Below are 13962 nucleotides of genomic sequence, written 5' to 3'. Positions count from 1 at the left end.
AATTGTAAAATAATATTCAGGAAAAAAAATCATAATTATCAGTTTATCTTTTCTTTTTTCTACTAAAACGATTTAGTTAGCAGGATAAAAAATTTTTAGATCTTTTATCTTTCAAACAAGTCTGGAATTATGAAATAGAATAAAACCGAAAACTCCTAAAATTAAATTGCCTTGGAAAACTCTTAAATACGCATTAAAAAATGTAGTATTTGCATTAACAAATATATGTAAAAGCAATTAACATAAAACGTAATTTAAATATTTTTATAAGTAAATTGTTATTTTTATGCTAAATTTTAATGTTATAATCAGTCAAACGGGGTTATGGGCGATATATTGTTATTTTGTGTAGTAAAAATTAATTGTTTACAAAAAAAGCCCAATCTATATTAGACTGAGCCTTCAATTTTATAATTTAAATCTATGTAATTTATTTTCTATTCTTCTCCAGTTCTTCTATCCTTTTGTTTTGTTCTAATATTACTTTAGTAAGCTGATCGGTATTTTTTTTCTGTTCAATTGCATAAAGAGTTAATTCCTCTATTTTTTGCAAAAGTTTAGCATTCATTTCTCCCACATTAATTCCGTTTTTCAAAACTTCTTCTTCATTTGGAATATTTTCTAAATGTCCTTTTTCAGTGATATGTTTTTCAACTTCTGCAAGTGCTGGCAAAGTATATTCTTTCTTAAATACAAAATCTGACCAGCCTGTCATATCAACTTTTACTTCTTTAGCATGGATTGTTCCATTAACATCGAGTTTATTAATTGGATTAGTAGAGCCTATACCGACATTTCCATTATCCATTATTGTAAAACGATTGCTGCACAATCCTCCGGTCGCACACCCAACATCATCATAGGCAAAAAATTGCAAACTATTTCCATAATTTCCAGTCGTATTAAAAATTGTCCAATCACTAGCTACACCATTTGCAGTTTTAGAAGGGTTTTTTAGTTTAATATATCCGCCAAGGGCACCTGAAACACTACTAATAATTCCGCCATTAAATGATCCATTTCCGTTTACATCTAATTTAGATGCAGGAGAAATAGTACCTATACCAACATTTCCATTCCCCAGGATTCTGACTTTCTCGGTTTGGCCTGTCTGATATGACTCCTGAGTAAAAAATTGCATACCATATACATTATTACCACTACTCTGAACAACTGTTCTGATTGATGTTCCAAAAGTAGTATGATTACCATCTACAATTGATTGTCCAATCATTATTGCTGAATTATTATTTGTATTGCTAAGGTTCTTGACAAGTATATCGCCATTTCTGACTTCAAACTTAGCTAGTGGACTTAAAGTTCCAACACCTGTATTGCCAGTGTCAGGAAAAGTATTTTGTGCAAAATTTAACTGAGTAGTTAACATCAATAATAAAAAAAGGTTTTTTTTCATAATTATGGCTTTAAATAATATTTATAACCCTTTATTTGTCTGCATAATAACTTCGACAAACAACTGGTCAGTGTTAGTTTTATAATTTTTTTTCTTGGTGAAATTTAAATGTTTAACAGCACCTAGTTTTGGATTATTCTCTATCTTGTTTAGCAAAGCCAGGCATCCGTTAAATGAACCTTCTAAAGTAAAAATATAACTTGTTGTAATAAATCCCTTTTGGGTTATAATATGTGGTTCCTGAAAATCAGTAATTTTAAGATGATAATTTGTGCTATACGAACTTAATTGTTTTAATAAATCATTCTGAAAGGAATCTGAAACATTCATTTCGTATTGGGACAAAAGCTGATCCAGCTGTTTTTCTTTTTTAACAAGCTGCCCAACAAGATTAGGCATGTTACTATCATCAGCAATTTGCTGTTCTTTATCTTTATATTCTTTATAATACATGATTGTATTCGATATTGCAAAAGAATAACAGATATACAGGATTAAAACAAATCCTAATACAAGCAGTTTATTTTTCTTGTTTAGTTTCATTTATTTCAAGGTTATTTTAATCGAAAACTCTGTTTCATTAGTATCATTTTTTCCAAAATGTGTAATGAGTACTTTGTCAATCCATCGTTTTTTTTCTATGCTTTCAATCCAATTTGTAAAGTCTTCATTAGAAAGTGTGGTTCCTGTAATAGTAATCACTTTATTTGTTGCAAGAACAGCTTCTTCTGCTTTTATTTTTTTCTCTAAAGGATTGAAAGATAATTCCGTTAATAAAATTGAGGATGGAATTTCTTTCGCAATTTCATTTATTAAAAGCGAACTTTGAGAATCAGTTTTTCCAACACTGTTTTTAACTTTTTCTTCTTTTACTATAATACGCCGTTTGATTTTAGTAATGTCTTCGAGTGATGATTTGTTGACCAATACAGTCTCAGTGGTTTCTTGTGCCAATTTATAATAATGCGTAAAAAAGATAAAATTCAACAATAAGATACCCAAGACGACTGCGATGATTATTTTTAATCCTTTTGCAAAAAAATGTTTTTGATTATAGTCATCACGAAGCTCTTCACTATAAGATATCACAGACCCGGAATTAGGGCTGGTATTTAATATTAATCGTAATATTCCTGAAAAAACCAGCAAATGTCTGTTTTCAATTTCAAGATCATTGATATTATAATTAATTGAAAACTCCAAAATATTAGCAGAAATTATTTGCTGATCTTCATGTTTTGAAATTGCCTGATTATTTGTAAAAATCTGGCTTTCATTTACATACTCAAAAATTTCAGCTAACGCACAAACTCCCAGGCTAATTCCTGCAACCTTAATTTTTTGCTTTTCGTATTGATTAACTATTTCGTCAAGATATGTTTTTCTCGTAATCGCAATTATCGATTTGGTTTTTAAGCGCCATATTTCAAAATAAAAATCTTCCCAGTTGGTATTCGGAAACGCTTTATGCAGTAATTTATCATCCGAAGTTTCAACGCTCGGCACTTCCTTTTGTATTACCTGATTGGTATTCAGGATTAAAAAGAAAGGTAATTTCACATCCCATTTTTCAGCTATTTTTTGATTATAACTGACTCTGTCTTTTTTAGAAATAACTAATCCTTCTTTTTTTTCTTCAACCAAAAGCACAGCAATTTTTTCTTCATTGTTTAAAGTAAAATGCTCAATGCCAATATATTCTTTACCAAGTAAAAGTGAAGTTATGGATGGAAAAGTCATTAGTAAATAACTGTTGGTTTGATTAGTACACTTAATTTTTTCTTAGAATCTTCGCGTTTACGGGAACTGAATAACCATTTGATTATCGGAATCCTTGATAACAATGGTACCCCACTTCCTGAATCATTTTTAACAGATTCTTCTAATCCTCCCAAAACGATCAAATCCTGGTCTTTTACTCTGATTATTGACGTAAATTCCCTTGAGTTAATGCCTGGAGGCGCGTCTTTATCTACTTTTTGTCCATTAAAACTCGACTGAATAACTTTGATATCCATAGTAACCTGCCCATCGCCGGCAACCAGTGGCATAATAGTAACGGACAGTTCGGCATCAATTGGCTGATAATTTTTAACTTCTGAAGCCTGCGGAATCTGAGATCCGTAATAATTTTGATTCGTCACGACATAATATGTAGTTTCTCCAATGGATAAATACGCTTTGTGACCATTTAAAGTTGATAATCTTGGGGAAGACCGTATTTTTAAATTACCATTAGTTTCCATCGCTTTTAGGCTTAAATAAAAATTTGGTACTACTTTACCAATATTTAAAGATCCAAATCCGCTAAAGCCATCAATAATGTTATTAATTGTTTGAGCACCCAAATTAATATCTGCATTTGGGAAAACAGTTCCTGAAGTTGTAACTGGTTTATCTCCTATTCCGGCCTTTATTCCTGTTTCTACGATAGCTGAGCGATTTACTTCTAACAGCATTACCTCAATTAGAATAACAGGTACAGACTTGTCAATGTATTTTATAAAAGATTCAAATCGCTCAATATTGGCTGCAGGTCCGTTCACCAAAAAACTATTAAGTTCCTTGTCAATCTTAATATCCAAATCTTTTTTAATTTCATCCGGAATAATAGTCAATATAGATTCAGAAGGCACATTGCTGCCGGAAGATGCTGAGGATTGTGCATTATTTGAAAAATTATTCTGATTCTGATTTTGATAACTTGAATTGTTTTTTGAATCAAACGTATTGTAATTAGAATAACTGTTTGTATTGTTCAGTCTGCCTGCGCTTCTGCCCTCTTTTGACGGATCACCCAAAATTTCGATAGAACGATACATCAACGGAATAGACTTAATATTTCTGACTACCAATTGTTCTTTGGTTCCAAAATAATAAATCGATCCACTCTTCATGAATGTATAAGAACCTGAATTAGCTGAAAAGTTATTTTGCGAATTATTGTATTGCTGTTGCGATGGATTAGCATTTTGACTGGTAACACCATCTGCTTTCGTTTCGAATAATTTTATAAGCAGGGCATCAAAAGTAATATTCCTGGCTTTTACGGTTGCATTTCCTGCATTTTCTAACGGACTTGAGATAAACATATCGATATCCAGTTCGTGGCCTATATCATAGATGATACTTGAAATAGGTGTATTTTCAAAATCAACATCTAAAAGTTTTTTATCTGCATCAACTACTGTAAAGAAGAAATTCGATTTTCTGGAACGCTGTGGTTTGTTTTGCCTAATTGCAGCATTATTGTCGCCAATTTCAGGTGTAAAATTTCCTTCAGGCTTATCAAAAACATAAAAATTATCCCTCGTTTTAGTAACATTCAGATTATTTGCAAATGCTAATTTATTTAATGCCGCATCAAATGGCATATTTTTAATATACACTGTCAATAACTGGTTTTCTAAGCCAGGAGCAAAAACTAAGTTTTTAGCACTTTCATCCATTATTTTTCTAAAAACATCATATAATTTATCGTCCTTTAAATTAAGGGAAAGTAAATTACCATCTGCAAAGTAGACTACATCAATTGTCTTTACAGAAGGTGCTTCTAAAGGTTTTTCGTATGATTTGATTGCTAAAATATTACCTGTGAAATCAATTGTAAGATTATATTCTTTACATAAGAAAATTAATAAATCACCAACGGCAACATCAGAAAAATTATTAACGATATTGATCTGGCTTAAATTTGGTGCTACACTAATATTTAACTTGTGAATTTGTGAAACAGCTAACAAAAAACTTGACAAAGAAGCTTCCTTAATATTAATATTAACTTTTTCATTCAATCCCGGTGCGTCAGCAGTAATAGATTCGATATGGTTTTTAAGTTGCAAAATTCTATTTTCCTGAGAAAATGAAAATTGAAATATGAATATTAAAAGTAGTACTATTATTTTTTTCATTGAATGAATTATCGAATTGTAAGATTTTTAGTGTTTTTTATATTTTTACAAGAGTAATGAAAAAACTTCATCTATAGAAGTAATTCCATCATTTATTAAAGACAAAGCATTTCGTTTCAATGTAAATATTTCATTTTCATCCAGATAAGAATTAATATCCAATTGATTATTTTTAATTAATGAAGCTAGTTCTGAGCCGATTGGCAAAATTTCATAAATAGCTTTTCTACCAGAATAGCCTGTATGATAACAATTCTCACAACCTACAGCTACATGATGTTTCATCAGATTTTGTGGAATCTCAAAATCAGTAGGAAAAATGGCAGAATCAATATCCTCTTCCCGCTTACACGAATTACAAAGTTTTCTGACTAAACGCTGTGCAACACTAACATTTAAGGTACTGGCAATTAGAAAAGACGGAATTCCCATATCTATTAACCTTGAAACCGTTGCCCATGCAGAATTAGTATGAATTGTTGATAATACTAAGTGACCTGTCAGTGCAGCCCGAATCGCCATATTTGCCGTATTAACATCACGTATTTCTCCTACCATGATGATGTCCGGATCTTGTCTTAAAAAAGCCCGCAAAGTGGTCGCAAAATCAAGACCTATATTTTCTTTTAACTGTACCTGATTGATTCCTTCCAATGTATATTCAATCGGATCTTCAACCGTCAAAATATTAGTATTCGGTAAATTTAATTTTTTTAGAGTAGCATATAAAGTTGTTGTTTTTCCTGATCCCGTAGGACCTGAAATAAGCACTATACCATTTGGACGTTTTATATTTTCTAAATAAGTAGTTAATTCTTTATCCGTAAATCCTAAACTGTTAATATCAATATGGCTGGTATCTTTACTAAGAATACGTAATACAACTTTTTCCCCATGCAATGTTGGTAAAACAGAAACACGCACATCAAAATCCTGATAATCGGTTACAATCGTAATACGCCCGTCTTGTGGTAATCTCTTTTCAGAAATATCAAGTTGGGCCCTGATTTTTATTTTATTGACGATAACAGGATATTCCTCTGTAGAAATATGAAACTGTTCTTTTAATTTTCCGTCAAGCCGAAAACGTACACGGGCATTTTTTTCGTAAGGCTCAAAATGAATATCACTGCTTCCGATCTCTTTCGCATTCAGGACTATTTTTTCTAAAAAGTCTGCTGTGTAATGGATATCAGAAACATCACCGGAATTAGTCTTACGATAATTGGTGCTTAAATACCTATTTATATTTTCTGAAGTATCAGCTTCAAGCTGAACAGGAAACGGCAATAAAACAGCCAGCTCATTCCGTAGATTGTCAATATCAGCTGAATCCGTTTTTAACAAAACACTTTTGTGCTCTTTTGCAAAAGGAACAATTCGATAATAATACGCCTGTTCTGATTTAATCAGTTGCTGAAATTCAATTGGGATTTCAAAGTTTTTCATCTTTAATAAGCGTATAAAATAGTACTGTCAGAACAAAAAGTGACTACATATACTACTCCAAAAAAAAGGGACATATACCCCGCGAGAGGGACTGTCTTTAATTGATTTCTGTTTTGAAAAACAAAATGCAATAGTAATGAGAATAATAATGAAAAAACAAATAAAACAATAAAGGATATGGTCGCAAATCCAAAACTTAGGAAGATGAAGAATAAAACATCTCCTATTCCAATAGCATTTTGAAATGACAATTTTCTGAATTTTATATATAGAAAACTAGTCCCTAACAGAATTAAAATAAATAAAAGATTCAAACCTGAATTTAAAAAAACAAGTTCTAAAGGAAGATAGCAGGATTGAACTGCAAATACTAAAACACCAATTACAGGATACAGAAACCAGTATACCAAACGATCCCTACAATCCTGATATAGTACAATTAGTAATGTAATAATTAAAATTAGCTTTAAAAACCACATTAGTCGTTTACGATTTGCTTTGGAACTCCATTCTGATCAATTTCCCAAACGTTAAAAACCCCATTTCCGTTAAAGTCCGTTATAGCTGTAGCTTTAACTTTGAAGTCAGTATTATTTGACTGAATGATCTCATACACATAATTGGCACTGCCATTTTCTTTTGTAGTTTTTGGAGCTTCGAAATCTATCTCATTAAAGTTTGGGCTGTATTTAGAATACATAAAATAATATTGCTTTTCAGCATTATATATCGCTTTTAGCTGCACTTGTGCTTCTACGCTTTTTGCTTTTGTTATCAATGGCATTAGATTAGGCAATGCAATTAAAAGTAGAATTCCTATGATAGCCAAAACAATCAACATTTCCTGAAGGTTGAAAGAAGGTAATTTTTTAAGTAGATTTTTTTTCAAAATAAGCTTATTAATTTTTACAAATATATCTTTTTTATTGAGAAAAAACAGAGATAAATAATGAGAAACAATTTGTTAAAACTTATTACTCGTTTGACATATATATTCTATAATATTAAGTATTTAGAAAAAATCACTTTGTCTCTGGTGCTGAAATATTATTTTGAAAAATTTTATTTTCTTTCATCAATTTCGCATTATTAACCTGAAGTTCATTAACTTTCTTGTTGATTTCAATCATGTATAAAGTAAGTTCCTCAATCTTTTGCAATAATTTGACATTCATTTCACCCAGATTAATCCCATCTTTTAGTACTTCGGCTTCACTTGGCATGTCTATCAGATAACCTTTTTCATTGATATGTTTTTCAACTTCCTCAAGTGTTGGTAAATCATATTCTTTTTTGAAAACGTAGTCTGACCAATTTTGCGTGTCAACTTTTACCTCTCTGGAATGAATTGTGCCGTTTACATCCAGTTTATTTTTAGGGGTGTTAATGCCTATACCAACATTTCCGCTATTCGTTGCAACTAGATCAACACCAACACTTTTCCAATTATTCGCAGCTGGAACTAATAAACCCGAATATGGACTAGTTGCTTCTGGATGAATAAAATATAATTCTGAAAGACCAACATTACCGTTCTGTCCATTATAAAACGTAAATTTTAATTTACTATATACCCCGGCAACAGGAATCGCTACAGAAAAACTGGGATTCACATAGTCAACAGCTGAATAGTCAGCAATCACTCTCCAGACATTTGCTGAATTATAAGTATCATAACCTTCTATTTTAAATCTACTTGCCGGTAAATAGCGGGTTGTCCACCCTACCCACGCTCCTGCCTGAGTGTGGTAACCAGGTAAACCTTCTATAAGAATAGTTGTGGGTGTTGTGGGTGTTACACCTGCCATATAGTATGCATTCATACTTCCGTCAAATAATCCAGGTAGTGTAATCGCTGGTCCTTCCTGTGTAACAGTATATCTTGTAACGGCATTAAATAAAATATTATGCTCCATTCCAACAGGATTTCTATTTGTTGTAAGAACCTGACCCGTTAAAAGCTGGCAAATTGTGATGCTTAATAATAGAATAATTTTTTTCATAATAGATTAAGTGTTTATCTTTTAAGGTTGTATTTGATTAATATTTTTGTAAACCTATTTTCAAATTTTGATTAAATATTTTTTAATAAATATAAAAAATCTGACAAATATAATTCTAATTTTATTAGATTTGTTAAAAAAAAGTTATAGAGATTTTACTTACAAAAAAAATAATTATAAAAAATCAAAAAAGCCAAATATATTATATTATGATAAAGAAATTAGTTGTACTGTCAATGCTAGTATGCATAGCGTGTCAAACAACAAAAATTAAAAATGAAACATATAAAATTGCAACTACTTCCCCTGAATTAGGAAGTATAGGTCAGTCCGATAAAGTAAACGGAATTGAGAATAATTTTTCTGTAAAGGCATTCCCAAAACTAGAGAACGAAATTCGTGTAGGTATTGAAATTGTTCCTTTTAACAAACATCTAAACAACGTATACGCTTCAAAAGCTAAGTATAATCAAAACCAGACAAAAGTTGCCTATATTGACAGTCTGCCTGTGAAACCGGAACTGGTAACGATTAAAATCCTTGATGTTAACGGGTTTGTTAATGAATTGAATGCACAGTACAATTCTGACATTGTAAGATTATTACAAAACACGAAAAAATCTCAAATAATTACCAGTATTGCTGTGAGCTTATCTTTGGATGATATTTCTAAAGTAAGACAAGCAGATGCCTATTATCTGACAAATTCACAAAATAAAAAATATCTTATTTCATTATTTAAGTCCGGAAAAAAAACTGATATGATAGATATTAATCCGGAAACGATTGTGGGGTATCAATCCAGTGTTTTTTGTTGGGCAATTTCATCAAAAAGACAATGGTATGTTGCAGATATTGTTAAGGATAATACCAATTGTAAAGGAAATACAAAATCAATAATTCCTAAAGAAGACAGCAAAAGTCTTTTTGATATGTAATTTTCTCACTTCGCTTCTAAATTAAAATTAAATGAATAAATATCAATTATATAAGTTTTTAGGTTGCCTTATCCTGTTATCTTTCTTTTCGTGCGAGGAAATTTTAATTGTTCCGGATATTTCAAAAGAAAAAGTTACACTAATAGCACCGGCAAATAATTCTGTTCTATTTTCAACTGGAGTATCTTTTTCATGGAACAGTGTAAAAGATTCCGAAAAATATCATTTGCAGATTGCAAAACCAAATTTCACAAATCCGGTAGAAATTGTCTTGGATACTTTAGTTTCTAAAACTTCTTTTTTACAACAATTGAACATTGGAAAATATGAGTGGCGTATTAAGGGAGTTAACAGTGGCTATGAAACTCAATATACAACAGCCGCATTTGAAATTTTAAACAATGAAGATTTTCAGAACAATACCGTAATTCTTACTTCACCGGGAAATAATTTAATTACAAAAGTTGCTGTTCAAAAATTATCATGGCAGGCAATAATTGGAGCAACCGAATATCAGGTTCAAATTTATGACAGCAACAATGAGATAGTTAAAGAAGGTAATAGTGTATCAACAGCTTTTGACTATACTTTTACAGATGGTAATTTTAGCTGGAAAGTAAGAGCAAGTAACGGAACAAAAGAAACCTTATATTCTTCAAGAAACATATTAGTAGACACCAAAGCTCCTAATACTCCTGTTCTGTCCAACCCTGCAGATAAAAGTACTACGACTGCAACCGATATCAATTTTCAATACAGCAGAAACGTAATAAGCGGAAGTATAGAAAAAGATAGTATATATGTTTATTCTGAGAGTGCCTTAAGCAATTTAAAATTTAAAGAACAAATAACCAGTCCCTATTCTAAAACCCTTACTACAGGTTCTTACTATTGGTATATTAAGTCTTTCGATCAGGCTGGGAATTCAAGTAATAGAAGTTCTGTTTTTAGTTTTACAATAAACTAATTATTGATTTTGCTACATATTGAATTCTAAAACAAGAACATACCTTTTACAAAGCAAATACTCAATACTTAAAAAAACTATATATAAATTAAGCAAATTAAAACCAAATATGAAAAAAACAATATTTCTTGTCTTATTTTTTATTTTATCAACTTCAAAAATTTTATCTAATAATAGTTCTTCATTTCTAGAAACTTCAGAATATGAAACAAGTGTAACTTTTCCAGCAGGATATGTTACCGGAGATTATATAGAATTTTTGAAAGCAGTTCCAAGATCTCTTGCTGGTGGTTATTATCAGATTTCATTAACTTATACCAGAGGAAACATTGCTGCAGCTGCTACTCATGTAGCATCAATATCTCATGCGAATCCGGCATTATGGAGGGAAACCGGGCGAATTAATAATAATCCGTACGTAGGAACTTCATCAAATTTTACTATAGATTGCAATACTGAAGCAGCCAACCCTAGATTTAGGATAAGAGCTATTAACACTTATGGTTTGGTTAGCCAAAATCTTACTGTATATATTAAAGTAACAGCATTAAATTTTGCTGGGACATTTACAGCATTAAATACTACTGGAAATGATTTAAGTGTTACGAAATTTTTACCCATGACAAGTGATTGGGATCTATATGTTGGAAATGTATTTTCAGTAAATGGCGCTTCTTTAGCCATTAAGGCAATACAAAATGGAAATGTGGGGATAGGTACAACAAACCCAACTTCAAAACTAACCGTTGCAGGAAACATAGCCTCCCGGGAAGTAAAAGTAACTGTTGATGCAGGCGCCGATTTTGTTTTTGAAAAGGATTATAATTTACCTTCTTTAGACTCTGTAGATAAATTCATTAAAGAAAATAAACATTTACCTGAAATTGCTTCGGCTACAGAAATGCAGAAAGAAGGAATTAATCTTTCTGAAATGAATATTAAATTGTTACAGAAAATTGAAGAATTGACTTTATACATCATTGAACAAAATAAGCGCATAGAAAAATTAGAAAATAAATAAAAATAGGTTATGAAATTGAAGAGCCAGGTATTAACATTCATATTATTATGCTTTTACACAATAAATATTAACGCTCAGGAAACTCCGTTGGGAAGTAAAATAGTCGGTAATGGAGATGCTAATAATTATTATATTGGTCATTTTACTGTTCCCGGTTCGGATGGTTTAGATATTCATTGGTATGGCGGAATTCGTTTTGGAGATAGCGCATCAAAAGATGTGATGAGAATAGCAAACGGAAAAGTTAGTATTGGTGATGTCGCCCCTACTTCAAGATTGACTATTAAAAATTCTTCGCCTTACAGCGATGGAGGAATCAGATATTTAGGATACACATATCCTTCTGATGTAAGTTATTGGAGTGAGAGCCAAATAGCAATGATGTATAATGGTCAATTTAAAAACTTTATCTCTTCTATAGGCAATTCATATTTTAATGGTGGTAATATTGGTATTGGAACCACTAATCCTACAGCAAGTTTAGAAATTAATACCCCATCCATAACTGGAGCCGAAACATTATTAAGATTACAGGTAAGTGATGCAACTCAGGATTATTTGAGAATTGGGAATGGCACTAATGCTAATGCTCAATTCCTGCCTAATTTAGTTGGCCATAGTGTTTCAGACACCAGATCAGCACTTTATTTAACTGCTTCCACAGAAACCACTATGGACACCGGTAATGCTCCTCTTATGACATTTGATTCAAGAACTACTAGTGCTGTTATAACAACACGTCCATTATTTTCCTGGGAATCATATGGTAATAGAAAAATGATTTTAAATGCAAACGGAAGTTTGGGAATTGGTACAACAACTACAGGAACTCATAAACTGGCTGTAGAAGGGTCAATTGGTGCAAGAGAAATAAAAGTTCAGGCAACGGGCTGGTCTGATTTCGTATTTAAAAAGGATTACAAATTACCTACTCTGGAAGAGGTGGAAAATCATATTAATGAAAAAGGACATTTAGAAAATATTCCAAGTGAAGAAGAAGTGCTGAAAAATGGAATTAATCTGGGAGAAATGAATTCTAAGTTGCTTCAGAAAATTGAAGAATTAACTCTTTATATGATTGAAATGAAGAAAGAAAATATAAAACAAACTCAGGAAATTGACAATCTTAAAAAACAATTATCTACTAAAAACAATAATGATGAAAATTAAAAAAACTGCCATAATAATTTTATTTTTCACAACTCTTATTTCACATTCCCAACAAATTGGAGATGGCTATGCTCCTCCAATTATTCCTGATTTTTCTGCTGCACTTAAATCCGGAATTTATAATGGACTTAATGGCTCTACAATTGGAATGACACCTGATAATAGTCAAGTTTGGCAGCATTTATTTGTTGCCAGACATCTAAATACTACAAATAATTACCAACTCCAAATAGCTTCTTCATTTGCTGGAAATGACCGATTATTTTTTAGAAAGATTGCTTCTTCAAATTTATTAACAGCAAATACTACATGGTATGAATTAGCTACTCGAGGAACTAACAGTTTTACAGGCAATCAAATTATAAGTGGGAATGTAGGAATTGGTTCAACCACACCTATTGGACCACTTGATGTTACAAGTAATTCATCAGCACATGGTATAGTAATAAGAAAAAGATCTCTTGATGATTACGGCAATTTATCATTTTATGATAATGCCGGTTCAACTATTTTGGGAGGTTTAGGAGTTGCACAAAATAGAATTAGAATAATTTATGGAGGCTCGGGTGATGCATTTGAAAGATTTTCAATAACATCAACAGGTTTTGTCGGTATTAACTCAACATCACCTTTAAATACATTTGAAGTTAAAGTACCAACAAGTACTGGTACATCCAGTTCTGATGGAATTTCTATACATGATGGTGCAACGAATAGATTAGGTATAAATATTGGAGTGAATACACAAGGAGAATACTCTTATTTACAAGTAGTAAAAGGTGGAATTGGGCAAAAAAATATTGTATTAAATCCTATTGGAGGAAGTGTGGCTATTGGCACAACAACTACAGGAACTCATAAACTGGCTGTAGAAGGATCCATTGGAGCAAGAGAAATAAAAGTTCAGGCAACGGGCTGGTCTGATTTTGTATTTAAAAAGGATTACAAATTACCTACTTTGGAAGAGGTGGAAAATCATATTAATGAAAAAGGACATTTAGAAAATATTCCAAGTGAAGAAGAAGTGCTGAAAAATGGAATTAATCTGGGAGAAATGAATTCTAAGTTGCTTCAGAAAATTGAAGAATT

At 31.4% G+C, this 13962-nt stretch carries 11 protein-coding genes and 1 pseudogene; 5 read left to right on the top strand and 7 right to left on the bottom strand.

What is annotated here, in order from left to right:
• Positions 1-430: 430 nt before the first annotated feature.
• From DCO46_RS23275 to DCO46_RS19855, 7 genes are all read right to left on the bottom strand, one after another.
• Entirely contained in the window at positions 431-1414 is a 984-nt protein-coding gene (locus DCO46_RS23275) for a hypothetical protein (RefSeq protein ID WP_243416361.1), read from the bottom strand.
• Between the two features lie 21 nt (positions 1415-1435).
• A complete protein-coding gene (locus tag DCO46_RS19885) occupies positions 1436-1957 on the bottom strand; it encodes a general secretion pathway protein (protein WP_116754230.1) in 522 nt (173 codons plus the stop codon).
• Positions 1958-3154, bottom strand: coding sequence for a PilN domain-containing protein (locus DCO46_RS19880; protein WP_116754229.1), 1197 nt, complete (start codon positions 3152-3154; stop codon positions 1958-1960).
• A complete protein-coding gene (locus DCO46_RS19875; protein WP_116754228.1) occupies positions 3154-5325 on the bottom strand; it encodes a type II secretion system protein GspD in 2172 nt (723 codons plus the stop codon). Before DCO46_RS19875 ends, DCO46_RS19880 begins: the two co-directional genes overlap by 1 nt.
• A 45-nt stretch (positions 5326-5370) precedes the next feature.
• A complete protein-coding gene (locus tag DCO46_RS19870; RefSeq protein WP_116754227.1) occupies positions 5371-6774 on the bottom strand; it encodes a GspE/PulE family protein in 1404 nt (467 codons plus the stop codon).
• Positions 6775-7252: 478 nt separating this feature from the next.
• Positions 7253-7663 carry a type IV pilin protein gene (locus tag DCO46_RS19860; RefSeq protein ID WP_262509796.1) on the bottom strand — a complete coding sequence of 137 codons (411 nt, stop codon included), beginning with the start codon at positions 7661-7663 and terminating at the stop codon, positions 7253-7255.
• Positions 7664-7796: 133 nt separating this feature from the next.
• A complete protein-coding gene (locus DCO46_RS19855) occupies positions 7797-8777 on the bottom strand; it encodes a hypothetical protein (protein WP_116754225.1) in 981 nt (326 codons plus the stop codon).
• Positions 8778-8986: 209 nt separating this feature from the next.
• On the opposite strand from DCO46_RS19855, the gene DCO46_RS19850 reads away from it, so the two are divergent.
• The 5 genes and pseudogenes from DCO46_RS19850 to DCO46_RS19830 form a co-directional block, all read left to right on the top strand.
• Complete coding sequence (locus DCO46_RS19850) at positions 8987-9715, top strand: hypothetical protein (protein WP_116754224.1); 729 nt, start codon at positions 8987-8989, stop codon at positions 9713-9715.
• Between the two features lie 31 nt (positions 9716-9746).
• A complete protein-coding gene (locus DCO46_RS19845) occupies positions 9747-10682 on the top strand; it encodes a hypothetical protein (protein WP_116754223.1) in 936 nt (311 codons plus the stop codon).
• 109 nt (positions 10683-10791) lie between these two features.
• Entirely contained in the window at positions 10792-11703 is a 912-nt protein-coding gene (locus DCO46_RS19840; RefSeq protein WP_124019585.1) for a tail fiber protein, read from the top strand.
• Positions 11704-11712: 9 nt separating this feature from the next.
• Positions 11713-12873 (top strand): hypothetical protein, encoded by a 1161-nt coding sequence (locus DCO46_RS19835; protein ID WP_116754221.1) that lies wholly within the window; start codon positions 11713-11715, stop codon positions 12871-12873.
• A pseudogene (locus tag DCO46_RS19830) lies at positions 12863-13962 on the top strand (hypothetical protein); the annotation flags it as partial. The gene DCO46_RS19835 and the pseudogene DCO46_RS19830, both read left to right, overlap by 11 nt.

It is taken from the genome of Flavobacterium sp. HTF (genome assembly GCF_003105115.1).
Taxonomy (GTDB): domain Bacteria; phylum Bacteroidota; class Bacteroidia; order Flavobacteriales; family Flavobacteriaceae; genus Flavobacterium.
The sequence above is the reverse complement of the archived record's forward strand: the minus strand, read 5'-3'. Positions and strand labels throughout refer to the sequence as shown.

Excerpts from the sequence above, each read along its gene's own strand:
- DCO46_RS23275 (WP_243416361.1), bottom strand. The coding sequence starts at position 1,414 with ATGAAAAAAAACCTTTTTTTATTATTGATGTTAACTACTCAGTTAAAT.
- DCO46_RS19885 (WP_116754230.1), bottom strand. The coding sequence starts at position 1,957 with ATGAAACTAAACAAGAAAAATAAACTGCTTGTATTAGGATTTGTTTTA.
- DCO46_RS19880 (WP_116754229.1), bottom strand. The coding sequence starts at position 3,154 with ATGACTTTTCCATCCATAACTTCACTTTTACTTGGTAAAGAATATATT.
- DCO46_RS19875 (WP_116754228.1), bottom strand. The coding sequence starts at position 5,325 with ATGAAAAAAATAATAGTACTACTTTTAATATTCATATTTCAATTTTCA.
- DCO46_RS19870 (WP_116754227.1), bottom strand. The coding sequence starts at position 6,774 with ATGAAAAACTTTGAAATCCCAATTGAATTTCAGCAACTGATTAAATCA.
- DCO46_RS19855 (WP_116754225.1), bottom strand. The coding sequence starts at position 8,777 with ATGAAAAAAATTATTCTATTATTAAGCATCACAATTTGCCAGCTTTTA.
- DCO46_RS19850 (WP_116754224.1), top strand. The coding sequence starts at position 8,987 with ATGATAAAGAAATTAGTTGTACTGTCAATGCTAGTATGCATAGCGTGT.
- DCO46_RS19845 (WP_116754223.1), top strand. The coding sequence starts at position 9,747 with ATGAATAAATATCAATTATATAAGTTTTTAGGTTGCCTTATCCTGTTA.
- DCO46_RS19840 (WP_124019585.1), top strand. The coding sequence starts at position 10,792 with ATGAAAAAAACAATATTTCTTGTCTTATTTTTTATTTTATCAACTTCA.
- DCO46_RS19835 (WP_116754221.1), top strand. The coding sequence starts at position 11,713 with ATGAAATTGAAGAGCCAGGTATTAACATTCATATTATTATGCTTTTAC.